This window comes from Grimontia hollisae CIP 101886, assembly GCF_000176515.1.
GTDB classification, from domain to species: Bacteria; Pseudomonadota; Gammaproteobacteria; order Enterobacterales; family Vibrionaceae; genus Enterovibrio; species Enterovibrio hollisae.
The window spans coordinates 190,068-213,023 of record NZ_ADAQ01000009.1 but is presented as its reverse complement, the minus strand read 5'-3'; the positions used below and the strand labels follow the sequence as shown (position 1 = coordinate 213,023).

The window sequence follows — 22,956 nt, the reverse complement described above, 5'->3', positions numbered from 1 at the left end:
TTCAAAAAGTTCAATGCCCCGTTATGTAATATTTGCGATCGACTTAACTCGCTTTGCTGGTCTCTTTGTAGCCTTTCAGCAATCCAGAAGCACCTTCGGAATAATCACGGGGAGGTTCCTGAGAGGTGGAGTGTTCGTCAGTCACTTCTGACAGTTTGCTGATGCGCTTGGCAAACGGGTTATCTTGCTCAGGCAGATTGGGCATCAGCTCTGCAGAGGTGTTAGCCATGTGCTGGTACAGTTTGCTGTAGTCTTTGGAAATCGTATCGAGAAGGTCTGCGCTCTTGGCAAAATGATCAACCAGCTCCTGGCGGTATTGCTCCAACTCGTAGCGTGATTTTTCCAACTCCTTTTTCAGATCTTTTTGTTGCGGGTTATCCCGCATGGTCAGGCGGGCAATGATAAAACCAATCACAATACCAATGACCACAAAAACCAGTGTGTTAATCCAAGCCATAAGTGCTCCTTAACCTATTCCAACGGATTGGATGAATTGCAATTTTTTGCCTGGATAATGGCAGAGAAAAGAAAACTGCAAACCCTGAGTTTACTATACATGGCAAGATAGGTGCATGGTACTATTGATTTTAAGACCACCGATGTCCCCAGTGTAAAGTTAGGTTCAAGGATGACGCCACTAGAGCAATACCGTAAAGACTTACTAAGACCAGATTTTTTTGAAGACGCTTCACAGCGCAACGCCGTGGAGAAACTCGAGAACCTTTATCATCGTCTTGTTGCCCGTGCGAATGCACCAGCTGAAAAGCCAGGGTTCTTGCAATCACTGTTTAAAAAGAAAGCAGACCGGAAAGAGCCGGAACAGGGACTGTATTTTTGGGGGGGCGTTGGTCGCGGCAAAACCTATTTGGTGGATACATTCTTTGAGAGCCTGCCTTTTGACAAGAAGCTGCGGATGCATTTTCACCGCTTTATGCACCGGGTGCACCAAGAGCTGAAATTGCTCGACGGCCAGCAGGATCCGCTGCAAAAAATCGCTGATAAGCTAGCCGATGAAGCTCACATACTTTGCTTTGATGAATTCTTCGTTTCTGACATTACTGACGCCATGATCCTTGGGACCTTGATGGAGGCATTGTTTGACCGCGGGATCTGCCTGGTCGCTACGTCTAATATTGTGCCGGATGATCTATACCGGAATGGTCTCCAGCGTGCCCGTTTCCTACCAGCGATTGCGTTGATCAACCGGTACTGTGAGGTGGTCAATGTTGACGCTGGTACAGACTACCGTCTCCGTACCCTTGAACAGGCAGAAATCTATCATTTCCCACTTGATGAAAAAGCCGGGGAAAACCTCAAGGAGTATTTTTACAAACTGGCAACGGAACCTTGCTTTTCTTCCCATGAGATTGAAATCAATCACCGAAAATTGATTGCGGAGCGGGAGTCGGAAGGCGTAGTGCACTTTGAGTTTGCCACGTTATGTGACAGCCCACGCAGTCAGTCAGATTACATAGAAATAGCCAGACTTTATCACACCGTGCTATTGGCAAATGTGCCACAAATGGGGACCTCTTCTGATGATGCTGCACGCCGTTTTATTGCTATGGTGGATGAATTTTATGAAAGGCACGTAAAACTCATCATTTCTGCTGAGGTAGCCCTGAATTTACTGTATACAGACGGTAGGCTTAACTTCGAATTCAAGCGCTGTATATCCCGCTTAAAAGAGATGCAAAGCCATGATTATCTGGCGTTGGAGCATCTGCCGTAACCCGTTGTGTACGCCTTACAGTATTATGAATAACCAGTTGGAGAAAAATTCAGGACTTTTTTTGAAAAAAAGGTGATTTTTTCTCCACCCTTCCTTATAATCCTGCGACCCACCGTTACTGTTGAAAGGCTAAGGCCGAGGGATCCACCACTCGAAGGGGTGTTGAATGGGCTCTTAACAGTGGGAGCGAGAGCTCCTTAAGTGAAATCTAAATTTATCGGGTATTTATTAGCATGAAAACATTCGTTGCTAAACCAGAAACTGTAAAACGCGACTGGTACATTGTAGACGCAGAAGGTAAAACTCTGGGTCGTATCGCAACTGAAATCGCATCTCGTCTGCGTGGTAAACATAAGCCGGAGTACACTCCACACGTTGACACTGGTGACTACATCGTGGTTATCAATGCGGAAAAAGTGAAAGTAACAGGCGCGAAAACAACTGACAAGATGTACTATCACCACACTGGTTTTATGGGTGGCATCAAGTCAATCAGCTTCGACAAACTGATCGCTAAGAAACCAGAAATGGTTATCGAGCTTGCTGTTAAAGGTATGCTGCCACGCGGTCCTCTAGGTCGTGCAATGTTCCGTAAACTGAAAGTTTACGCGGGCGCTGAGCACAAGCACGCGGCACAACAACCGCAAGTACTGGACATCTAAGGGGATTTAACAATGGCAGAACAATACTACGGCACTGGTCGTCGCAAGAGCTCTGCAGCTCGTGTATTCATCAAACCGGGCAGCGGCAACATCGTAATCAACAAGCGTTCTCTGGAAACCTACTTCGGTCGTCCAACTGCTCGCATGGTTGTAATGCAACCTCTTGAGCTGGTGGAAATGACTGAGAAGCTGGATCTGTACATCACTGTTTCTGGTGGTGGTATTTCTGGTCAAGCAGGTGCTATCCGTCATGGTATCACCCGTGCGCTGATGGAGTACGATGAAACTCTGCGTCCTACACTGCGCGCAGCTGGTTTCGTTACTCGTGATGCACGTCGCGTTGAACGTAAGAAAGTTGGTCTGCGTAAAGCACGTCGTCGTCCACAATTCTCTAAGCGTTAATACGCTTCCGGCTGAGCCGGGAATTATGGTCCGAAAAGCCTGGCTTATGCCAGGCTTTTTCTTGCCTATCAAAGAGTTAGTCTTTGAGTTAATGCACATACTGTGCGCCTCTCCCCAGTTTGCCTATTTTAACATTTTAGTAAATTTTCTTTTTTGGCAGTTAGTTAAAAAAAACGGTGCATACCTCACATTTGTTACAAAAAGGTAGCTTTATCTTGTCAAAAAGTGGGGTTTTCCTTATCATTTAGGCGGCGTATTAATAGGCTTTTGTTGGATAATCTGCCCATTTTTACGTCAGAAAAATTCTTAATTTGAGTTAGCCGTACGCTCCAGGGACGCATAAGGACAGTTATAAGAATCCATGCGGGAGCACATGGGAGAATGTGGATGAGCAATGCGCCAGTGAATTCCGGCCGACGCCGTTTCCTGACCCTATCAACCGCAGTGGTTGGTGGTGTGGGTGCAGCAGCAGTCGCTGTACCTTTTATCAAGTCATGGAACCCTAGCGCCAAAGCAAAAGCAGCCGGAGCCCCGGTAGAAGTCGATATTAGTAAGATTGAAGAAGGTCAGTTAATCAGGGTGATTTGGCAGGGCAAGCCGGTCTGGGTTGTTCGCCGTGGCAAACAGATGCTGGAAACGTTAAATGAGATTGGCGATCAGCTACGTGACCCTGACTCTCTTGAACCCCAGCAGCCTGAGTATGCCGGCAATACTTATCGTTCAGTAAAACCAGAAATTTTTGTTGCTGTTGGTTTGTGTACTCATCTGGGGTGCTCACCAACCTATTTGCCGGACAGCTTTAGCGAGCAGGTTGAAGGGGTTGCTGCCGGATTCTTCTGCCCGTGCCATGGCTCCAAGTTTGACATGGCGGGTCGTGTTTTCAAAAGTGTGCCAGCGCCACTTAATCTGGTTGTTCCACCTTATACGTACCTTAATGATCACCGCATTTTGGTTGGTGCAGATGAGGGGACAGCGTAATGGAAAACTTACTTAACTGGTTTGAGAAACGTCTTCCTTCGATGAATGCGTATAAAAAGCATTTGTCTGAATACCCGATGCCGAAAAACTTTAATTTCTGGTACCTGTTTGGCTCGCTGGCCATGTTGGTACTGGTAAACCAGCTATTGACCGGCATCTGGTTGACCATGAGCTATAACCCTTCTGCGGAAGGTGCTTTTGCGTCAATTGAATACATCATGCGTGATGTTGAATACGGATGGTTACTGCGTTATATGCACTCCACCGGTGCTTCTGCATTCTTTGTGGTGGTGTATCTGCACATGTTCCGTGGCTTGATTTATGGCTCTTACCAAAAACCACGTGAATTGCTCTGGGTGTTCGGGATGTTGATTTTCCTGGCTCTGATGGCAGAAGCTTTCATGGGCTACCTGTTGCCTTGGGGACAGATGTCTTACTGGGGTGCACAGGTGATCATCTCCCTGTTTGGTGCGATTCCGGTTATTGGTGACGATCTAACGCTTTGGATCCGTGGTGACTACGTACTGTCTGGTGCAACACTGAACCGCTTCTTCGCGCTTCACGTGGTGGCATTGCCTATCGTGATTTTGCTGTTGGTTGTGCTTCATATCCTCGCACTGCATGAGGTGGGTTCGAATAACCCGGATGGTATCGAAACCAAATTGCCAAAAGGCACCAAAGGTGAAGGTTACGAAACCCAGTTCCCGTTTCATGAGTATTACACTAAGAAGTACGACATCATCGATTCTGTCCCATTCCATCCTTATGGCACAGTGAAAGACCTCGTTGGTGTGGGTATCTTTGGTATCCTGTTTGCCTATGTGATTTTCTTCAACCCAGAGATGGGCGGCTATTTCCTTGAGCCACCTAACTTTGAAGCAGCAAACCCGATCAAAACACCTGCACACATTGCACCGGTATGGTACTTCACGCCGTTCTATGCGATTTTGCGGGCGGTGCCTGACAAACTGTTGGGGGTTGTATTGATGGGCCTCTCCATCGCTGTTCTGTTCCTGTTGCCATGGCTGGATCGCTGTAAGGTACGCTCTTATCGCTACCGTAGCAAAATCCACCTGGCGAACATTGCGCAGTTTACGGTTTCATTTATTGCGCTGGGTATTCTGGGTGCACTCCCTGCAACTCCAACTTATACCCTGTTGGCACAGATATTCAGCTTTGGTTATTTCATGTTCTTCGTCGCGCTGTTCTTCTACAGCAAAAGTGAAGCAACCAAACCATTACCGGAGAGGGTGAACTACAAATGAAGAAGTGGATTGTAATGCTGTTCGCACTGCTGCCTTCTCTAGTGATGGCGGCAGGTGCAAACGTGCCTTTAGATGCGGCGAACAATGACTTGTCTGATAAAGCCTCGCTCCAAAACGGTGCCAAGCTGTTTATGAACTATTGTCTGGGGTGCCATACCACGCAGTATCAGCGTTATGAGCGTATTGCAGAAGATCTGGATATACCCAAAGAGTTGATGATGGAGAATCTGGTTTTCGACAGCAACGCGAAGATTGGCGATCTGGTGCAAAATGCGATTACGGCGGAAGACGCAGCGACGTTTTTTGGTGCACCGGCACCAGACCTGACGTTAGTGGCACGTGTTCGTGGTACGGACTGGATTTACACTTATCTGCGTTCGTTTTATGAAGACCCGTCTCGCCCGTTTGGGGTGAATAATACCGTGTTTCCGAGTGTCGGTATGCCCCATGTATTGGAAGAGCTGCAAGGCACGCCAGTCAAACAATACAAGACAGTGTTGGTTGACGGCAAACAGGTGCAGGAATTTGTTGGCATCGAGTCTTTGGGTAACGGAGAGCTCAGCCCTGAAGAATATGACGATGCCGTGCGTGACCTGGTTAACTTCCTGGAATACTCCGGTGAGCCAAACAAGCTGGAGCGTCAACAAATGGGTTATTGGGTCATTGGCTTCATCATTATTTTCCTGATCCTTGCCATTTTGCTCAAGAAAGAGTATTGGCGTGACGTTCACTGATCGGTTAATCTAGTGAGTTGCTGATCCACAATGGGAGCAGGTGCTCCCATTGTTTTTTCTATAGATGAAACATTCTGGAGGGGTTAATGGCTGTTGCTGCCAATAAACGCTCGGTGATGACGTTGTATTCAGACGCATCAGACATGTATAGCCATCAGGTTCGCATCGTTCTGGCAGAGAAAGGTGTGACATACGAGATTGAGCTTGTTGATCCAAATAACCTGCCAGAGGATTTACTTGATCTGAATCCGTATAACTCGGTACCGACTCTGGTTGACCGTGAATTGGCGTTGTACAACGCAAATATCATCATGGAATACCTGGATGAGCGTTTCCCGCATCCACCGCTAATGCCTGTTTATCCGGTAGCGCGTGGTAATAGTCGTCTCATGATGTACCGTATCGAACGTAATTGGTACTCACTGGCTGAGAAAATTGAAAAAGGCAATGCGGAAGAAGCTGACAAAGCTCGTCGTCAACTGCGTGAAGAACTGCTGGCACTGGCACCGGTATTTGCTGAGTATCCATTCTTTATGAGCGAAGAGTTTAGCTTGGTTGACTGTTATCTGGCACCGCTTCTGTGGCGTTTGCCTGTCATGGGTATTGAGCTCAGTGGTCCTGGTGCAAAGGAAGTGAAAACCTATATGGCACGTGTCTTTGAGCGTGATTCTTTCTTGGCTTCCCTGACCGAAGCTGAGCGTGAGATGCGTCTGGCGCAGTAATGGGCGACATCAATCTTACACCCCGACGCCCGTACCTATTACGGGCGTTTTATGACTGGCTGCTGGACAACGATTTGACACCCCATCTGGTGGTGGATGCGACAATGCCTTATGTGAACGTACCTTTTGAGTATGTTCAGGAGGGTCAGATCGTGCTGAATATTGCGCCGCGTGCAGTGGGTAATCTCGAATTGGGTAACGAAAAAGTGAGCTTTAATGCTCGCTTTGGCGGAAGGCCAATGCTGGTGACAGTCCCACTGTATGCAGTTATGGCGATTTATGCCCGTGAAAACGGTGCAGGTACGATGTTCGATCCTGAACCTGCCTACGAAGAAGAATTGGCACATCTTGATGCTGAGCCAGAACTGAACGCAGTAGAGCAGGATACTCAGGATGCACCACAACAGGGGTCAGACGATGAGTCAGTTACGGAACTGAGACCCAAAGGCCGCCCGATACTGACGGTCGTCAAATAAAAAAAGCAGCTTCGGCTGCTTTTTTATTCCATTAGAACGGGAAGTTATTGTGGCTCATAATACTGGAAGCCTTTGATCACTTGCTTTACCCCGCTCAGGTTTCGTGCAATGTTAGTCGCTTCGTCTGCCTGTGTCCGGGTGACATAACCCAGTAAAAATACTTCACCGTCTTCGGTGATGACTTTAATGTTCACATTACGAAGTTTTTTGCTGGCGATAAGGGCAGACTTCACCTTCGTGGTGATCCAAGTGTCCTTGGAAACGTCGCTGACAGATAGAGGTGTTTTGATACGTATTTGGTCGTAAACCGTCTTTACATCATCCAGCTCGCGAACCTTGGTCACCAGTGCGTGTTTAAGCGAGTCGGTCTTTGCCTGGCCAATCAATAACAATTTTCCTTCATACGAGACAGCGTTGACCCGGGCGTCACCTTTAAACGGGGCCTTGTTGACGATTCCCGCGACAGCCATTTCTAACTGGGTGTCTTGCCATTCTGTTTGTGCGGTTCGGGTGTCCTGCTCGTAGATCGCAGAACAGGCACTTAATCCCGATAACACTGTCAATAAAAGCGCCTTTTTCATGGTTACTCTCCATGTGTCGGGAACAGGTACTGGTCAATCAAATCACACAAAGCATGTAAGGTTACTAAATGAACCTCTTGCACGCGAGAGGTACGCTGTGACGGAATGCGGATTTCGACGTCTTGTTCACCCAAAAGGCCTGCCATTTCACCGCCGTCTTTACCGGTAAGTGCCACAATGGTCATATCACGGGTCACCGCCGCTTCCATCGCTTTAATGATATCTTTGCTGTTACCACTGGTGGAAATCGCTAACAATACATCCCCCCCCTGGCCAAAGGCACGGACCTGCTTGGAAAAGACTTCATCATGGTGATAGTCATTGGCCACCGCAGTGAGGGTGACTGTATCGGCGGTCAATGCCAGTGCCGGCAAACTTGGACGCTCGGTTTCAAAGCGGTTTAGCAGGCAAGACGCAAAGTGCTGTGCATTGGCTGCGGAGCCACCGTTACCGCAACAGAGGATCTTGTTGCCGTTTAACAGACACTGAACCATGATCATTGCGGCCTGAGAAATATGCTCAGGCAATGCTTCGGCAGCCGCAATTTGTGTCTGAATACTTTCGGTGAAGCTCTCTTTGATGCTCTCTAGCATTGATTACCCTTCAAATACGATATTTTTTATCCAGTTTACCGAGTTTACGCTGCCTTCAAAAGTCACGGCATCAAATCGAAACTCGGTATGTGTTGCAGATAGTCCTTTTTTAGCCATCCAGAGATAGGCCGCTTTTAGCATGCGTTGCTGTTTCTGTCGGGAAATAGTCGCGGCAGCGCCACCATATGACGCTTGTTTACGGTATTTGACTTCAACAAACACAATGCAGCTTTTTTCGCGCATAATGAGATCAAGTTCGCCGCCTTTAAAGCGTGCGTTTTTATCGAGAGTGGTCAGGCCCTGCCGCTCAAGAAAGCGACAGGCCTGGTTTTCGTAGTGATCGCCGGTCTGTTTCCTATTTAACAGAAACAATACCCTGATCTCCAAACATCGCCCAGGATACAGTGCGGTTAATGGTGCAATAATTGCCGATGGAAAGCTCTCCTGAGTGACCTTCAAACCGGTATTCTGGCATTGCTTGCATCTGCGGCAGGGCTTCAATCAATGCATAGGCATCCATACCAAGGGCGTAGAGGCGGATCGTTCCGTTATCAAGACCCGACCAAAGTTGATTGAACCTGGCTGCTTCAGGCGTGTTTGGTTCCACCAACAAGGGGACGTCACTGAATTCAATGCCCCTGAGTTCACCAATCTCACCCACGCCGTTTACCCGGTTGTTGGAGCGCGAGCTGGCGTACAGCTTGGGGGGAACGACATCCGGGTTGATGGCCACTTCAATAAACGGCTTCAGCAGGGTCAGCTCAGCGGCATTGGCAACCAGGTAGACCGCATCGATATCGCGGCGGCTGCGCTTCTCTGCTTCCATATCCAGACCAAGTAGTTGTTTCATCTGCTGGATGCGGCCCAGGCTTTCGGTCAAACCAAATACGCGCTGGACAGTTTGTTGCATTGTGGCCTGGTTTTTGAAGTACTCCACTGCTACTGGTTCCCCGGTTTGGGCTTCCCACTGTTTGGAAAAAGCCTCGCTGACCCGGCGGCCAAATCCGTTATTTGGCGCAATAACCAGTGGATACCGGTGTTGGTTTTGGGCGATATGAATGGCAGCCTGTTCAGCTTCCTGTTCTGGAGAGAGAGTAAAGAAGCAGGTGTTGATTGCTCCCTCTTCTTTTGGAATGTTCAGTGCAAGTGTCGGAAATGCATTCTGGCTAACCGTCAGAAATTCATCCACTTTGTCTTTTTGCAAAGGCCCAATCACGAACTCGATGTTATCTGCACGCAATTGGTTGATGATGGCTGGCATCGACATCGCGTTGGTGTCGTAAAACCTGACTGACGGTGCATTGTTGGCAGAATCATCATCCAGCAGTGCCTGCACCAAGCCATTACGGATCGCCTCTCCCTGGAGAGCAAATTTGTCGCTTAAGGGCAGCAGCACAGCAATGCGTTGTGGACGGAAGATTTCCATCGACTGTAATGCGGTGAGGTTTTTCGGCAGATATCGGTTTGCAGGATGAGACGGGTTGGCCGCCAGCCATTGGTTCAGGGCTTCCTGTTGCTGGGCTGGGTGGCCCGCATACTGACGAAATAGGGAGGCCAATTCCACCCAACCATGGAGCACTGGGGCAGTGGTTGTGGAAAGGGTGCTGAGTTCGGACGGTGACATATTTACCAACAGTGCCCAAACATGTTCCCAATTCTGCTGTTTGACATCATTGTCAGTGATGTAAGGCGAGCCCTCTGAGTAGGAAATAACTGCGCCTGGGATATTATCCAGTGCTTCGTATAGCTCACCTTTTAACAGATAGTAGCGTTGGTATTGCAATGCCGGAATCCACCAGCCTGACTGTAAGTTCAGGTTATCCAGTGCGGTCTGCAGATCCCCTTTTTGTTTTGAAAGCTGGGCTCGATTCAATTGCCATTCTGACAGTTGCAGTGGGGTCAGCGGCAGCTTTGCAATGCGGCTGACCAACACGTCAGCTTGTGCATATTGTTTTTCGGCAATCAGTGCTTTTAATGCCAATAGATACCAGTCAACCTTGGCATCCCCTGTATCGGTTTCCGCTTGAAGTAAATAAAACGTTGATGACTCCTGTACCGGCGCGGTGATGTCATATTGAGGAATTTGCTCAACAGGCGCTACGCCCGAGCACGCTGACAAGACCAATGCCAGTACGATTGGCGGGAGAACTCGTGATACACTTTTGCACTTATGGGTTATTTTACGCATGAACATCTTCTGTCCGTAACTTGTTACCCCCTATATTAATCGCCGAAGGGTTGTGAAACAAATGACTGATGAAACTTCAACCATGGTTGATGTCTCAACTTTATATATCGTACCGACACCGATCGGAAACCTGGGGGATATCACCCAGCGTGCCTTGGAGATTTTACAGCAGGTTGACATCATTGCTGCCGAAGATACCCGCCACACTGGTAAACTGTTGTCCCACTTTGGCATCACTACCCGAACTTTCGCCTTGCATGACCATAATGAACAACAGAAAGCCGACTTTCTGATTGAAAAGTTGGTTGCAGGGCAGAGCATTGCGTTGGTTTCCGATGCTGGCACCCCGTTGATCTCAGACCCAGGCTACCATCTGGTGACGCGTTGTCGTCAGGCAGGGGTTAAGGTTGTGCCTTTGCCGGGACCGTGTGCGGTGATCACCGCCTTGAGTGCGTCGGGCTTGCCGTCTGATCGCTTCAGTTTTGAAGGTTTCCTGCCGCCCAAAAGTAAAGGGCGCCGGGACAAGTTCGCTGAAATTGCGGCTGATCCGCGCACTTTGATTTTCTATGAATCGCCGCACCGTATTCTCGACACGCTCGATGACATGCTGGCAGTGCTGGGATCCGAACGCCAGGTCGTGCTGGCCCGTGAGCTGACCAAAACTTATGAAACCATTCATGGTGCCCCCTTGGGTGAGCTGATTGAGTGGCTGCATCAGGACAGTAACCGTATCCGTGGTGAAATGGTGCTTTTAGTGGCCGGCTACCGTTCAGAAAAAGAGGATCTGCCATTGGATGCCATCAAAGCCGTGACCTTGCTCGCCAAAGAGCTGCCGCTCAAGAAAGCGTCTGCTATTGCAGCTGAGCTTTATGGTGTGAAGAAAAATGCACTTTATAAATGGGGATTGGAAAATCTGGCGTAAGTCGTCTGGCGGTTTCGCTGGATCCGTGGTGGTGAACGCTATATAATCCGCCGCCTGAGTTGGCCGGGTAGCCGCTGCTTCGTTGATGTCCCTTAGGAGACTGACGGAGGGGAGGAAAGTCCGGGCTCCACAGGGCAGGGTGCCAGGTAACGCCTGGGGGGCGTAAGCCTACGACCAGTGCAACAGAGAGTAGACCGCCGATGGCTCTTCGGAGATCAGGTAAGGGTGAAAGGGTGCGGTAAGAGCGCACCGCGCGACTGGTAACAGTTCGTGGCACGGTAAACTCCACCCGGAGCAAGACCAAATAGGTTCCCGTTGGCGTGGCCCGCGTTGGGAACGGGTAGGTTGCTTGAGCCTGTGAGCGATTGCAGGCCTAGAAGAATGGCTACCGCCGTTTTTACGGTACAGAACCCGGCTTATAGGCCAACTCACCCAATACCCGGAAGGCGAGCATCAGCTCGCCTTCTTTTGTTTTGGCGTTATCGACACACATGCCTGAAAAAAGGGAATGCTGTGCGGTTAAAAAATGTACGAGTCGGCGAGGTGTACAAGCTGTTGAAATAGAATAAGCTTCACGATTTCGTGATCGCGATCGCGCGAGATGCTTGCTTGACTTTCTTTTTGCCTGATACTTACACTTTCCAGTGGGAAATAGTGGAATAAAGTGGGTTATTCTGGTGAAAAAGGGAAATCAGTGACATGTTGAGGGGCGTCAGCGCCATATCGCCCGACGCGAAAGGTCGTGTTGCATTGCCTAAACGTTATCGTGAAGAACTCGATGCGTTATGCGATGGCGTGTTTGTTTGCACCATTGATCATCAGCTACCATGCCTGCTGCTTTACCCCTTGCCTGAATGGGAACGTATCGAAGCCAAATTATCCCGCTTATCCAGCCTCAACCCGGCCGAGCGTCGCTTACAGCGTCTGTTACTCGGTCATGCGTTTGAGTGCGAGATGGACGGACAGGGGCGAATTCTGATTGCACCGACACTGCGCGATTACGCCGGTTTGCATGGTAAAGCTATGCTGGTGGGCCAGCTCAACAAGTTCGAGATCTGGAACAGTGACAAGTGGCAGCAACAGATCGACTTAGATATTCAACACCAAGCCGAATCAGCGGAAGCGCTGAGCGACAGGCTCAGTCACTTATCGCTTTAGGTAATCAAGATTATGTCAGAGCAGTTTTCACATATTTCCGTTCTCCTCCACGAATCCATCGATGGCCTGGCGCTGAAACCTGATGGTATTTATGTCGACGGGACGTTTGGCCGGGGAGGTCATACGCGTGAAATTTTACGGCGTCTGGGTGAAAACGGTCGCTTGTACAGCATCGACCGCGATCCACAGGCGATCGAAGAGGCGGGTAAAATTGATGACCCGCGTTTCAACATCATTCATGGTCCGTTTTCAGGGATTCAACAGTACATGGAAGCGCGTGGTTTAAGCGGCAAGATTGACGGTGTGCTGCTGGATCTTGGCGTTTCCTCCCCGCAGCTTGATGATCCTGAGCGGGGGTTCAGCTTTATGCGTGACGGCCCGTTGGATATGCGCATGGATCCGACGTCCGGTATTCCAGCTTCCCAGTGGTTGGCAGAAGCCGATGCCGATGACATCGCCTGGGTACTGAAAGAGTTTGGTGAAGAACGTTTTGCCAAGCGCATTGCCCGTGCGATTGTGGCGCACCGTGAAGATGAGACCAAGGAACCACTGACCCGTACCTTGCAGCTCGCAAACCTGATTGCTTCTGTGTCACCTTCGCGTGACCGCAAAAAGCATCCGGCGACGCGCTGCTTCCAGGCTATCCGTATTTATATCAACAGCGAGCTGGAAGAAATCGAAACCGCGATGCAGGGCGCACTGGAAGTGCTGGCACCGGGTGGGCGTTTGTCGATCATCAGTTTTCACTCGCTGGAAGATCGTCTGGTGAAGCGTTTTATCCGCAAACAAAGCAAAGGGCCGGACGTACCGCATGGGGTGCCTTTGACGGAAGAGCAAATCCGTGCCCTCGGGCAGGCGAAGATGAAGCCGGTCGGGAAAGCACTAAAACCGTCTGATGTGGAAGTGTCAGACAACACACGATCACGCAGTTCAGTGTTGCGTGTCGCAGAGAAGTTGGGTGAGTGATGTCGGCAGACAATCCGGGACTGACAAGACAAATTCTCCAGGACCTGACCAGTATCGGCAGGGTTCCTTTGGTGTTGTTACTGTTAGTGCTTTTGTCTGCCCTTAGCGTGGTGTATGTCACCCAGAAAACGCGTGCGGCTATTGCCCACCATGACCAGCTTCTGATGGAGCGGGAGCAGCTGGAAGTGGAGTGGCGTAACCAGTTGCTGGAAGAGCATGCGTTATCCGAACACAGCCGGGTGGAAGCCATGGCCCGGCAGGATCAGGACATGATCCGCCCAGACAGTCGACGTGAAATCATAGTGAGCCAGTAATGTGAAGGGAAAAGCGAAACCAACAAGCCAGCGTGCGAAAAAGCCAGCACCGAATTTGATTCGGTGGCGGTTTGTGACGGTTTGCGTTTGTATTTCACTGGCGATGGTTGCCTTGATTGCGCGTGCTGCTTTTATTCAGGTTATTGAACCGGATCGCCTTCTTCAGGAAGGCGATATGCGTTCTGTACGGGTGAAAGCCTTGCCATCAGCCCGGGGCATTATTACAGATCGTAATGGCGAGTCTCTGGCAGTCAGCGTGCCGGTGGAAGCGGTGTATGTCGATCCGGTCACGGTGTTTAAGAACGGTGGCTTGAAAGATATCGACCGTTGGCACGCACTGGCGGATGTGCTGGGCATCGATCGTAAAGAAATGGTGGAGCGCATTGAACGCAACCGAAACAAACGGTTTATCTATCTGCAACGTCAGGTAGGGCCCGCAGTGGCTGACTATGTCGCTGGCCTGCGCTTGCCGGGTATTGGCATGAATGAAGAGTCTCGCCGCTTTTATCCGGCAGGGGAAGTCAGTGCCCATTTGGTCGGGGTCACCGGTATAGATGGCCGCGGCCTTGAAGGGATTGAACGTGGCTATGATGGCTGGCTCAGTGGTGAGCCGGGTCGCCGCACAGTACGCAAAGATCGCTATGGCCGTGTAGTTGAAGTGATTTCCAAAGAAGAGCGTGAAGAAGGCAAGCCGTTGCAACTTAGTATTGATCAACGTTTGCAGGCGATTGCCTACCGTGCCATCAAGCAGGCGGTGGCGGACTACCGGGCCACGTCTGGATCACTGGTGATGGTGGATGTGCGCACTGGCGAAGTGCTGGCGATGGTCAATGCACCGTCTTACAACCCCAATAACCGTGCGGATCTGAAAAGCTTCAAGATGCGTAACCGCGCGATCACCGATGTGTTTGAACCGGGTTCGACCATTAAGCCGTTGGTGGTCTTGGCTGCGTTGGAAAACGGCGTTGCCGATGAGTCCACTATTATTGATACCGGCAATGGTGTCATGAGTATTGGTGGCGCACGGGTGCGGGATGTGTCTGAGGTCGGCAAAGCTGACCTGCAAAAAATCCTCAAAAAATCCAGTAACATCGGTGTCAGTAAGTTGTCACTGTCTATGCCGGTGGAAGCCTTGCTTGGCCTTTACAGCAGCTTTGGCATTGGGGATGCCACCGGTGTAAACCTGGTGGGTGAGTCGTATGGACTGTTCCCAAACCGCCGTCGCTGGTCTGACTTTGAGCGCGCCACCCTCTCTTTTGGTTACGGTCTTTCTATCACGCCGGCACAGTTGGCCCGCGCGTACGCTGTGTTGGGTGGACTTGGCGTTAACCGTCCGCTGTCGATCCTGAAAACCGAGTCTGTGGTGCCCGGTAAGCAGGTGGCGTCGCAGGAAAACACCCGCAAAGTACTCAACATGCTGGAATCCGTCACGCAGGAAGGGGGAAGTGCCCGCCGCGCGGCAGTGGAGGGTTATCGTGTTGGCGCCAAAACCGGTACGGCGAAGGTCGCTGTGGCCGGTGGATACGGTGATGAATATATCGGTTATACGGCGGGGATCGCACCGTTAAGCGATCCACGCATTGCCATGGTGGTGGTGATCAATGAACCTCAGGGCGATAAATACTACGGTGGTCAGGTTGCGGCCCCCGTGTTTTCCGACGTGATGAAGAGCGCGTTGCAAATTCTGAATATTGCACCGGACGCTCAGCAACCCATGTTACAGATCGCTAATACGGACAATCGGAACTGATGCCGAATACGAGCTTGAAAGACTTACTGGCGCCTTGGTATGACGCCATTCCAGATACCCTCATCACCGGTTTGACACTGGATAATCGCCAGATCACGCCGGGAGATGTGTTTGTTGCCGTTCAGGGGCATTCTCTGGACGCCCGTCGTTTTATTCCTGCGGCGATTGAGGCTGGCGCGGCAGCAGTGATTGCTGATGATGGTGACATTCATGGCCAGTTTGATGTCACCATGCAGGGCGGTGTTCCTGTGGTGGCGTTCCCACACCTCAAATCAACACTTTCAGACATTGCTGGTCGCTTTTACCAGTCGCCCAGCCAGGGGATGACAGTGATTGGCGTAACCGGCACCAACGGGAAAACGACAGTCAGCCAGTTGGTGGCACAGTGGATTGATTTATTGGGTGGGAAAGCGGCGGTGATGGGAACAACCGGAAACGGCTTCCTTGATGCACTGGCGCCAGCTCTCAACACCACAGGCAGCGCACTGGATATCCAGCAGCAACTGGCGGCGTTCAACCAACAAGGTGCGACGCATGTGGCGATGGAAGTCTCCTCCCACGGTCTGGTGCAGGATCGCGTAAAAGCAGTGGCATTCGATGCAGCAATCTTCACCAACCTCAGCCGTGATCACCTTGATTATCATGGCACCATGGAAGCCTACGCAGAAGCCAAGCTTCGCCTGTTTACCCATTATGGTTCGCCGGTTTCGGTAATTAATGCCGATGATCCGGTTGGTATGCGCTGGCTTGGCAGCATGCCGGAAGCGGTGGCGGTTTCGATGTCTGAGAAGGCGGTACACCAGCATCAGGGGCGCAAACTGTGGCTGACTGCGGTGGACTACGCGACCAGTGGTGTCAGCATCACGTTTGATTCTTCCTGGGGAGAGGGCGAGTTCACTACTCCGCTGGTCGGTGAGTTCAATGTGATGAATCTCTTGGTCAGTCTGGCCACCCTTCTTGCGCTTGGTTACGAAAAAGCGGCGCTTTTGGCGTCGGCAACCCAGCTTCAGGCCGTGGTTGGACGGATGGAAGTTTTTCATCGCCCTGACAAACCGATGTGTGTGGTTGATTATGCTCACACCCCCGATGCGCTTGAGAAAGCGCTGCATGCCCTGCGCCGTCACTGTGATGGCAAGCTTTGGTGTATTTTTGGTTGTGGCGGGGACAGGGACATAGGCAAGCGCCCGATGATGGCAGATATTGCAGAAAAGCTCGCGGATATCGTCATCCTTACTGATGACAATCCCCGCTCCGAATCCCCACAAGCCATTGTGGCTGACATGCTCCGCGGTATGACTGACCCCGATAAGGCAATTATTCTTCATGACCGTGCACAGGCATGCAGTTATGCCTTGGAAAATGCATCTGAACAAGACGTAATTCTGATTGCAGGAAAAGGGCATGAAGATTATCAGGTACTGGCATCAGGTACCGTTCACTATTCCGATCGTGATACCGTGCGCCGTCTGTTGGAGGAAGCCGTATGATCTCCGTTGCACTGACAACATTGCAAGATGTTCTGAACGCCGAGTTGATTGGTCAGGATGTCACTATTGATGCGGTCTCCAGCGACACCCGTACCTTAGGTAAAGGCGCTTTGTTTATTGCTTTGGTAGGGGAGCGGTTTGATGCCCATGATTTTGTGGAAACGGCAAAGCAAAATGGGGCGTCTGCTCTGTTGGTGTCCAAAGTAGTCGATATCGACTTGCCACAGCTGGTGGTGAAAGACACCAAGCTGGCTCTGGGGCAACTCGGCGCATGGGTAAAATCCCAGTGTGACGTAAAAACCATTGCCCTGACGGGCAGCTGTGGCAAAACCACAGTGAAAGAGATGCTGGCTGCGATTCTGTCGCAAAAAGGCCAGACGCTTTACACCGCCGGGAATTTTAATAATGACATTGGTGTGCCATTGACATTGTTGCGACTCACTCCTTTCGATGACTATGCGGTGATCGAGCTCGGAGCCAACCATATCGGTGAAATTGCCTATACCACCTCGTTGGTGAAGCCCGATTTGGCGCTGGTGACCAATCTGGCGGCAGCGCACCTTGAAGGCTTTGGATCACTTGATGGCGTGGCTCAGGCAAAAGGTGAAATATTCCAGGGGCTGTCTGATGGTGGTGTCGCTATTGTCAACCAGGACAGCAATGGCGGTGATTTCTGGACCCCGGCGCTTGAAGGTAAGCAAGTGCTTACCATGACAGTAACTGGCAAGCCTGCGGATTATCGTGCTGAAAACATCCATCATATCGACAATGGCTGTTGCGCCTTCGATCTGGTTTCTCCGGATGGCGTTTACCCGGTCAGGCTCAGCCTGCCGGGCGAGCATAATGTGGCAAACGCTGTATTGGCGGCTATTGCTGCTACCAAGATTGATTCCCGAGTAACCATGGATGATGTCGTCCGTGGCCTTGGTTCTGTTTCGCCGGTCAAAGGCCGCGGTGCAATAAGCTTTCCGCGCCCCGGCTTGCGCCTGATTGATGATAGTTACAACGCCAGTCTTGCAGCGATGAAAGCGGCCGTGGATTTATTGGACAGCTTTGATGGCGACAAGATCATCGTTCTGGCCGACATGGCAGAAATGGGCGAACACACCGATTCGGTGCATGAAGACGTGGCCATGCACCTCAGCAACGCCTCCATTCAAACCGTATTGACCTATGGTCTAGCCAGCGCTGTGATCAGCGAGCGTTGTGGTGGCCAACACTTTGAAGATAAAAGCGCGCTGATTGCGCATGTAGTAAAACTTATGAATACAAAGCGAGAAGTCTCCGTTTTGGTCAAAGGGGCCAACGGAATGAAGATGTCTGAAGTGGTTGCAGCCATAGAGGAGGCAGCCAAATGCTAGATTGGCTATCTGATGTCCTGACACAGCACATTCCGTTTTTCCGGTTGTTTGATTACCTGACATTCCGCGCCATCCTGAGCGTGCTGACCGCCTTGGGGCTGTCGCTCTGGATGGGGCCACGCCTGATTGCCCGCCTGCAAATGCTGCAAATCGGCCAGGTGGTAAGGAACGAAGGACCAGAATCCCATTTCAGCAAACGGGGTACGCCGACCATGGGCGGCATCATGATCCTGACGGCGATTACTGTGACTGTGTTGCTGTGGGCAGATCTTTCCAACCCCTATGTCTGGGCAGTGCTGTTTGTCACCCTTGGCTACGGTGCTGTCGGCTTTGTCGATGACTACCGTAAAGTGGTACGTAAAAACACCGATGGCCTGATTGCCCGCTGGAAATATTTCTGGCAATCCGCCATTGCGCTGGTGGTGGCGTTTGCCCTTTACATGCACGGTAAAGACACCGCAGCGACCCAACTGGTGGTGCCGTTTTTCAAAGATGTGATGCCACAGCTTGGCCTGTTTTATATCGTCTTTACCTATTTTGTGATTGTTGGCTCAAGCAATGCGGTCAACCTGACTGACGGTTTGGATGGCCTTGCCATTATGCCTACCGTGATGGTCGCCAGTGGCTTTGCCTTTATCGCCTGGGCGACCGGTAATGTGAACTTCGCTGAGTACCTGCACATCCCTTACATTAAAGATGCCGATGAGCTGGTGATCGTCTGTGCGGCGATTGTCGGTGCCGGTCTGGGCTTTTTGTGGTTTAACACTTACCCGGCGCAGGTATTTATGGGCGATGTGGGCTCGCTGGCACTGGGTGGCGCGCTGGGTACCATTGCGGTGCTGGTGCGTCAGGAATTCCTGCTGGTGATCATGGGCGGTGTGTTCGTGATGGAAACCCTGTCAGTGATCCTGCAGGTCGGCTCTTACAAGCTGCGTGGACAGCGTATTTTCCGTATGGCACCTATCCACCATCACTACGAATTGAAAGGCTGGCCGGAGCCGCGCGTGATTGTGCGTTTCTGGATCATTACCCTGATGCTGGTTCTGGCTGGACTGGCAACACTGAAGGTGCGCTAAATGAAGACAGATGCCGCGAAAAACATTGTGGTGATAGGGCTCGGCATGACCGGGCTCTCTGTCGTTCATCATCTGGTACGAAAAGATGATGGCGCGACCGTAAAAGTGATAGATACCCGTGCCACCCCGCCGGGGGCGGATCAGTTGCCACAAGGCGTGGCACTTCATGCCGGTGGTTGGAACATGGACTGGCTGTTGTCTGCCGACCTTATCGTGGCGAGTCCGGGGATAGCACTGGCAACGCCAGAGCTAAAGGTGGCGGCAGAAAAAGGCATTGAGATTGTTGGTGACATTGAACTGTTTGCCCGTGACGTGGAAGCCCCTGTTATCGGCATTACCGGCTCGAACGGTAAAAGCACTGTGACCAGTCTGGTCGGTGAAATGGCAAATGCGGCAGGCATCAATGTAGGTGTTGGCGGCAATATCGGCTTTGCGGCACTCGATATGCTGGCAAACGGCCATGACCTGTATGTGCTTGAGCTTTCCAGTTTCCAACTGGAAACCACGTCGTCTTTGAACCTTGATGCGGCTGTGTTCCTGAATCTTTCTGAAGATCATATGGATCGCTACGAGGGGATGGCGGATTACCGTGATGCCAAGTTGCGTATTTTTGACCAGGCCAAACTGGCTGTCTGGAACCGGGATGATGGGCAAACCAAAAGTGGTTCAGGAGCCGCTGTCAGTTTTGGTTTTTCCTCCGGTGAGTACACTTTGACCGAGCAAGGTGGGGCGGAATGGTTGACCGCAAAAGGGGAGCCGGTTATGGCTGTCTCTGAGATTGCACTGGTTGGCCGTCACAATGTCGCCAACTGTCTGGCGGCGATGGCGTTGGCAGATGCTGCAGGCATTGATCGCAAGGCGCAGCGCAAAGCCATGCGTGAATATCGCGGTTTACCGCATCGTTGCCAGCAGGTGGTTGAACACAATGGTGTACTTTGGGTCAACGATTCCAAGGCGACGAACCCTGCCAGTACCCTGGCAGCACTTGACGGTTTGCAATTGGCCGGTCGATTGCACCTGTTAGTGGGAGGTGATGGGAAAGGGGCAGATTTTTCTCTTCTGAAACCTGTGCTGGATACGCTCAACGTCACTCTGTATTGCTACGGGCGTGACAGACAGGCATTCACGTCACTGGTCGAGAAGCCAGTGGTGACTGACACGATGCAGCAGGCGATGGATATTGCAGCAGAGAATGCAAATCCGGGGGATATGGTGCTCTTGTCGCCTGCCTGTGCGAGCCTGGATCAGTTCACCAATTTTATGGTGCGTGGTGACATGTTTGCGGCATATGCGAATGAGATTGCACAGCGCTGCGCCGGGGAGTGCGTAACAGAATGATGAGTGCGAAGTGGGAAGACAACCGTTTGGTGCGCTGGCTTTCGAGCCCGGCGCCCATGGCGTTGTACGACCGCCAGTTGGTCTGGTTGTCATTCGGCCTGATGATGGTCGGCCTCATCATGGTCTCTTCTGCTTCTATCCCTGTGTCATTCCGCCTTGTCAATGAGCCGTTTTACTTTGCCATACGTCAGGGGGTGTACCTTATCGGTGCGCTTATCATCGCCGGTATTGCCATGCAAATCCCATTGGCGCGCTGGCAGCAGCTCAGTATTCCGATGCTGTTCATTTCGCTGGCCCTGCTGGTGGCGGTACTGGTTGTTGGCCGCTCTATTAACGGTGCAGTACGCTGGTTGCCACTGGGCTTTTTTAACCTCCAGCCAGCAGAGGTCGCCAAGTTGTCACTGTTCCTGTTTATTTCCGGGTATCTGGTGCGTCGCCACGGTGAAGTGCGTGAAAGCTTTACGGGCTTTTTGAAGCCACTTGCTGTTTTAGTGCTGATCGCCAGCCTGTTGCTTCTCCAGCCTGATCTGGGATCTGTGGTAGTGATGTTTGTCACCACGGTAGGCATGCTGTTTATCGCTGGGGCAAAGTTATGGCAGTTTGGTGTCTTGATGTTTACAGGAGTTGGGTTAGTGGGGCTCCTTATTATCGCTGAGCCTTACCGTGTTGCCCGGGTGACCTCATTTCTTGACCCGTGGCAGGATCCATTTGGCAGCGGCTACCAGCTCACTCAGTCACTGATGGCCTTTGGCCGAGGCAGTTGGTGGGGACAGGGGTTAGGTAATTCTATTCAGAAACTTGAATACCTGCCGGAAGCGCACACTGACTTTGTTATCGCCGTGCTCGCAGAAGAGCTCGGTCTGGTGGGCGTGACACTGGTGCTTCTTATGGTGTTTGCCCTGGTGTTCCGCGCCCTGTTTATTGGCAAACGCTGCCTTGAAGCAAACCAATTGTTTGGTGGCTTTCTGGCATTTGGTATCGGTATCTGGTTTGCTTTTCAGGCGCTGGTTAATGTCGGCGCTGCGGCAGGGATTATGCCAACCAAAGGATTGACGCTGCCGCTGGTCAGTTATGGCGGCTCAAGTTTATTTATTATGTCTACGGCGGTGGCACTGCTGCTTCGTATTGATCACGAGTACCGTTTGGAAACGGCACAGGCACACCAACGAATTATCTCTCATGAAAAACGAAAAAGAACAAAAAACTAAACGACTAATGGTGATGGCCGGAGGAACCGGTGGTCATGTTTTCCCCGGACTCGCAGTGGCGAAAGTACTGCAAGAGCAGGGATGGGAAATTCGCTGGTTAGGTACCGCGGACAGAATGGAAGCGGACTTGGTGCCAAAACATGGTATTGAGATCAATTTTATTGATGTGAAAGGGCTGCGTGGAGCGGGCTTTGCGCGTAAACTTCTTGCCCCCTGTATGGTACTGAATGCGGTACTTCAGGCTAGACGTCATATTAAAGACTGGCAGCCTGATGCCGTGCTGGGCATGGGCGGGTATGTCAGCGGACCTGGTGGGCTGGCGGCTTGGCTGAGTGGTGTACCGGTGGTACTCCACGAGCAAAATGCGGTGGCTGGTTTGACTAACCAGTGGCTGGCGAAAATAGCCAAACGAGTCTTGCAGGCCTTTCCTGGTGCATTTGCCGATAAAGAAGTGGTCGGCAACCCGGTCCGTAAAGATGTTTGCGCACTACCGGAACACAAGGCTTATGAAGACGGTACTCCGCTGAAAGTGCTGGTGATGGGGGGCAGTCAGGGTGCCCGGATCCTGAACCATTCCGTGCCGGAAGCTATGGCAAGGCTAGGTCGGGAAGCGGTGGTCCGTCATCAGGCCGGAAAGGGTAACCAGGCGGATACCGCCGAACGTTACCAGAAAGCCGGTGTGTTGAATGTCGAGGTGACTGAGTTTATTGATGATGTGGCCGAAGCCTATGGCTGGGCGGATATCCTGATTTGCCGCTCTGGCGCGCTGACAGTGTCAGAAGTTGCAGCCGCAGGTGTCCCCGCGATCTTCGTACCATTCCAGCATAAAGATCGCCAGCAGGCACTCAATGCCGGGCACTTGGTGGAAAGTGGCGCAGCATGCATGATTGAGCAACCAGAATTAACCGCTGACGCGCTGGCGGCAGTGCTGGAAGATAAAGATTCATCGTCATTGATGGCGATGTCGAAGGCAGCCAAAGCCGCAGCTATTACCAATGCTGCTGAGCGTGTTGCCAGTGTCATCAAAGACGTAGCGAAGTAAG

Annotated in this window: 24 protein-coding genes and 1 other RNA gene; 20 read left to right on the top strand and 5 right to left on the bottom strand. The window is 51.3% G+C overall.

Annotated features, from left to right (window positions below; genetic code table 11):
• Window positions 1-43: 43 nt before the first annotated feature.
• Complete coding sequence (zapG, locus tag VHA_RS04310) at window positions 44-457, bottom strand: Z-ring associated protein ZapG (protein ID WP_005502168.1); 414 nt, start codon at window positions 455-457, stop codon at window positions 44-46.
• 171 nt (window positions 458-628) lie between these two features.
• Between zapG and zapE the strand changes: the two genes are divergently transcribed.
• The 8 genes from zapE to sspB all read left to right on the top strand — a co-directional run bounded on the left by zapE (window position 629) and on the right by sspB (window position 6,971).
• On the top strand, window positions 629-1,732 hold the full coding sequence (zapE, locus tag VHA_RS04305) for a cell division protein ZapE (RefSeq protein WP_005502165.1): 1,104 nt from the start codon (window positions 629-631) through the stop codon (window positions 1,730-1,732).
• 233 nt (window positions 1,733-1,965) lie between these two features.
• Window positions 1,966-2,394, top strand: a complete 429-nt coding sequence (gene rplM / locus VHA_RS04300) for a 50S ribosomal protein L13 (protein ID WP_005502163.1) — start codon at window positions 1,966-1,968, stop codon at window positions 2,392-2,394.
• Window positions 2,395-2,406: 12 nt separating this feature from the next.
• Complete coding sequence (rpsI, locus tag VHA_RS04295) at window positions 2,407-2,796, top strand: 30S ribosomal protein S9 (RefSeq protein ID WP_005502162.1); 390 nt, start codon at window positions 2,407-2,409, stop codon at window positions 2,794-2,796.
• Between the two features lie 387 nt (window positions 2,797-3,183).
• Window positions 3,184-3,774, top strand: coding sequence for a ubiquinol-cytochrome c reductase iron-sulfur subunit (petA, locus tag VHA_RS04285; RefSeq protein ID WP_040528188.1), 591 nt, complete (start codon window positions 3,184-3,186; stop codon window positions 3,772-3,774).
• Window positions 3,774-5,039, top strand: a complete 1,266-nt coding sequence (locus tag VHA_RS04280; protein WP_005502160.1) for a cytochrome b — start codon at window positions 3,774-3,776, stop codon at window positions 5,037-5,039. The genes petA and VHA_RS04280 overlap by 1 nt, the downstream gene beginning before the upstream one ends.
• A complete protein-coding gene (locus VHA_RS04275; protein WP_005502159.1) occupies window positions 5,036-5,773 on the top strand; it encodes a cytochrome c1 in 738 nt (245 codons plus the stop codon). Before VHA_RS04280 ends, VHA_RS04275 begins: the two co-directional genes overlap by 4 nt.
• Before the next feature lie 86 nt (window positions 5,774-5,859).
• Complete coding sequence (gene sspA, locus VHA_RS04270) at window positions 5,860-6,495, top strand: stringent starvation protein SspA (RefSeq protein ID WP_005502158.1); 636 nt, start codon at window positions 5,860-5,862, stop codon at window positions 6,493-6,495.
• Window positions 6,495-6,971 (top strand): ClpXP protease specificity-enhancing factor, encoded by a 477-nt coding sequence (gene sspB / locus VHA_RS04265; protein ID WP_005502157.1) that lies wholly within the window; start codon window positions 6,495-6,497, stop codon window positions 6,969-6,971. Before sspA ends, sspB begins: the two co-directional genes overlap by 1 nt.
• A gap of 44 nt (window positions 6,972-7,015) precedes the next feature.
• Here sspB and VHA_RS04260 read toward each other — a convergent pair whose 3' ends face one another.
• The 4 genes from VHA_RS04260 to VHA_RS04245 are packed head-to-tail and all read right to left on the bottom strand — an operon-like array spanning window position 7,016 to window position 10,339.
• Window positions 7,016-7,552 (bottom strand): BON domain-containing protein, encoded by a 537-nt coding sequence (locus tag VHA_RS04260; RefSeq protein ID WP_005502156.1) that lies wholly within the window; start codon window positions 7,550-7,552, stop codon window positions 7,016-7,018.
• A gap of 2 nt (window positions 7,553-7,554) precedes the next feature.
• A complete protein-coding gene (locus VHA_RS04255; protein ID WP_005502154.1) occupies window positions 7,555-8,145 on the bottom strand; it encodes a phosphoheptose isomerase in 591 nt (196 codons plus the stop codon).
• 3 nt (window positions 8,146-8,148) lie between these two features.
• Window positions 8,149-8,517, bottom strand: a complete 369-nt coding sequence (locus tag VHA_RS04250) for a YraN family protein (RefSeq protein ID WP_005502153.1) — start codon at window positions 8,515-8,517, stop codon at window positions 8,149-8,151.
• Window positions 8,501-10,339 (bottom strand): penicillin-binding protein activator, encoded by a 1,839-nt coding sequence (locus tag VHA_RS04245; protein WP_005502150.1) that lies wholly within the window; start codon window positions 10,337-10,339, stop codon window positions 8,501-8,503. The genes VHA_RS04250 and VHA_RS04245 overlap by 17 nt, the downstream gene beginning before the upstream one ends.
• Before the next feature lie 55 nt (window positions 10,340-10,394).
• Between VHA_RS04245 and rsmI the strand changes: the two genes are divergently transcribed.
• From rsmI to murG, 12 genes are all read left to right on the top strand, one after another.
• Window positions 10,395-11,255: a 16S rRNA (cytidine(1402)-2'-O)-methyltransferase gene (gene rsmI, locus VHA_RS04240; RefSeq protein WP_005502147.1), complete on the top strand. Its 861-nt coding sequence runs from the start codon at window positions 10,395-10,397 to the stop codon at window positions 11,253-11,255.
• Window positions 11,256-11,310: 55 nt separating this feature from the next.
• An RNA gene (gene rnpB, locus VHA_RS18390) (RNase P RNA component class A) lies at window positions 11,311-11,690 on the top strand.
• A 264-nt stretch (window positions 11,691-11,954) separates the two neighbouring features.
• A complete protein-coding gene (gene mraZ, locus VHA_RS04235; protein WP_005502145.1) occupies window positions 11,955-12,413 on the top strand; it encodes a division/cell wall cluster transcriptional repressor MraZ in 459 nt (152 codons plus the stop codon).
• 12 nt (window positions 12,414-12,425) lie between these two features.
• Entirely contained in the window at window positions 12,426-13,379 is a 954-nt protein-coding gene (gene rsmH / locus VHA_RS04230; protein ID WP_005502143.1) for a 16S rRNA (cytosine(1402)-N(4))-methyltransferase RsmH, read from the top strand.
• Window positions 13,379-13,693 carry a cell division protein FtsL gene (gene ftsL, locus VHA_RS04225; RefSeq protein ID WP_005502141.1) on the top strand — a complete coding sequence of 105 codons (315 nt, stop codon included), beginning with the start codon at window positions 13,379-13,381 and terminating at the stop codon, window positions 13,691-13,693. Before rsmH ends, ftsL begins: the two co-directional genes overlap by 1 nt.
• Before the next feature lies 1 nt (window position 13,694).
• The gene (locus tag VHA_RS04220) at window positions 13,695-15,443 is read left to right on the top strand and encodes a peptidoglycan glycosyltransferase FtsI (protein ID WP_005502139.1); all 1,749 of its coding nucleotides are present in this window, start codon (window positions 13,695-13,697) and stop codon (window positions 15,441-15,443) included.
• A complete protein-coding gene (gene murE, locus VHA_RS04215) occupies window positions 15,443-16,930 on the top strand; it encodes a UDP-N-acetylmuramoyl-L-alanyl-D-glutamate--2,6-diaminopimelate ligase (protein WP_005502137.1) in 1,488 nt (495 codons plus the stop codon). Before VHA_RS04220 ends, murE begins: the two co-directional genes overlap by 1 nt.
• Window positions 16,927-18,291, top strand: a complete 1,365-nt coding sequence (gene murF / locus VHA_RS04210) for a UDP-N-acetylmuramoyl-tripeptide--D-alanyl-D-alanine ligase (RefSeq protein ID WP_005502136.1) — start codon at window positions 16,927-16,929, stop codon at window positions 18,289-18,291. Before murE ends, murF begins: the two co-directional genes overlap by 4 nt.
• Complete coding sequence (mraY, locus tag VHA_RS04205; RefSeq protein ID WP_005502135.1) at window positions 18,285-19,367, top strand: phospho-N-acetylmuramoyl-pentapeptide-transferase; 1,083 nt, start codon at window positions 18,285-18,287, stop codon at window positions 19,365-19,367. The genes murF and mraY overlap by 7 nt, the downstream gene beginning before the upstream one ends.
• A complete protein-coding gene (murD, locus tag VHA_RS04200) occupies window positions 19,368-20,705 on the top strand; it encodes a UDP-N-acetylmuramoyl-L-alanine--D-glutamate ligase (RefSeq protein WP_005502134.1) in 1,338 nt (445 codons plus the stop codon). It begins immediately after the preceding gene.
• Window positions 20,702-21,913: a cell division protein FtsW gene (ftsW, locus tag VHA_RS04195; protein ID WP_005502133.1), complete on the top strand. Its 1,212-nt coding sequence runs from the start codon at window positions 20,702-20,704 to the stop codon at window positions 21,911-21,913. The genes murD and ftsW overlap by 4 nt, the downstream gene beginning before the upstream one ends.
• On the top strand, window positions 21,885-22,955 hold the full coding sequence (gene murG, locus VHA_RS04190) for an undecaprenyldiphospho-muramoylpentapeptide beta-N-acetylglucosaminyltransferase (protein ID WP_040528185.1): 1,071 nt from the start codon (window positions 21,885-21,887) through the stop codon (window positions 22,953-22,955). The genes ftsW and murG overlap by 29 nt, the downstream gene beginning before the upstream one ends.
• Window position 22,956: the final 1 nt, after the last annotated feature.

Bases quoted from the DNA above. Each gene is read 5' to 3' on its own strand.
- murG (WP_040528185.1), top strand. From the start codon at position 21,885: ATGAAAAACGAAAAAGAACAAAAAACTAAACGACTAATGGTGATGGCC.
- sspB (WP_005502157.1), top strand. From the start codon at position 6,495: ATGGGCGACATCAATCTTACACCCCGACGCCCGTACCTATTACGGGCG.
- zapG (WP_005502168.1), bottom strand. From the start codon at position 457: ATGGCTTGGATTAACACACTGGTTTTTGTGGTCATTGGTATTGTGATT.
- VHA_RS04280 (WP_005502160.1), top strand. From the start codon at position 3,774: ATGGAAAACTTACTTAACTGGTTTGAGAAACGTCTTCCTTCGATGAAT.
- mraY (WP_005502135.1), top strand. From the start codon at position 18,285: ATGCTAGATTGGCTATCTGATGTCCTGACACAGCACATTCCGTTTTTC.
- petA (WP_040528188.1), top strand. From the start codon at position 3,184: ATGAGCAATGCGCCAGTGAATTCCGGCCGACGCCGTTTCCTGACCCTA.
- rplM (WP_005502163.1), top strand. From the start codon at position 1,966: ATGAAAACATTCGTTGCTAAACCAGAAACTGTAAAACGCGACTGGTAC.
- VHA_RS04255 (WP_005502154.1), bottom strand. From the start codon at position 8,145: ATGCTAGAGAGCATCAAAGAGAGCTTCACCGAAAGTATTCAGACACAA.
- ftsW (WP_005502133.1), top strand. From the start codon at position 20,702: ATGATGAGTGCGAAGTGGGAAGACAACCGTTTGGTGCGCTGGCTTTCG.
- rsmI (WP_005502147.1), top strand. From the start codon at position 10,395: ATGACTGATGAAACTTCAACCATGGTTGATGTCTCAACTTTATATATC.
- mraZ (WP_005502145.1), top strand. From the start codon at position 11,955: ATGTTGAGGGGCGTCAGCGCCATATCGCCCGACGCGAAAGGTCGTGTT.
- murF (WP_005502136.1), top strand. From the start codon at position 16,927: ATGATCTCCGTTGCACTGACAACATTGCAAGATGTTCTGAACGCCGAG.
- murD (WP_005502134.1), top strand. From the start codon at position 19,368: ATGAAGACAGATGCCGCGAAAAACATTGTGGTGATAGGGCTCGGCATG.
- VHA_RS04260 (WP_005502156.1), bottom strand. From the start codon at position 7,552: ATGAAAAAGGCGCTTTTATTGACAGTGTTATCGGGATTAAGTGCCTGT.
- VHA_RS04245 (WP_005502150.1), bottom strand. From the start codon at position 10,339: ATGTTCATGCGTAAAATAACCCATAAGTGCAAAAGTGTATCACGAGTT.
- murE (WP_005502137.1), top strand. From the start codon at position 15,443: ATGCCGAATACGAGCTTGAAAGACTTACTGGCGCCTTGGTATGACGCC.
- rpsI (WP_005502162.1), top strand. From the start codon at position 2,407: ATGGCAGAACAATACTACGGCACTGGTCGTCGCAAGAGCTCTGCAGCT.
- rsmH (WP_005502143.1), top strand. From the start codon at position 12,426: ATGTCAGAGCAGTTTTCACATATTTCCGTTCTCCTCCACGAATCCATC.
- sspA (WP_005502158.1), top strand. From the start codon at position 5,860: ATGGCTGTTGCTGCCAATAAACGCTCGGTGATGACGTTGTATTCAGAC.
- VHA_RS04275 (WP_005502159.1), top strand. From the start codon at position 5,036: ATGAAGAAGTGGATTGTAATGCTGTTCGCACTGCTGCCTTCTCTAGTG.
- ftsL (WP_005502141.1), top strand. From the start codon at position 13,379: ATGTCGGCAGACAATCCGGGACTGACAAGACAAATTCTCCAGGACCTG.
- zapE (WP_005502165.1), top strand. From the start codon at position 629: ATGACGCCACTAGAGCAATACCGTAAAGACTTACTAAGACCAGATTTT.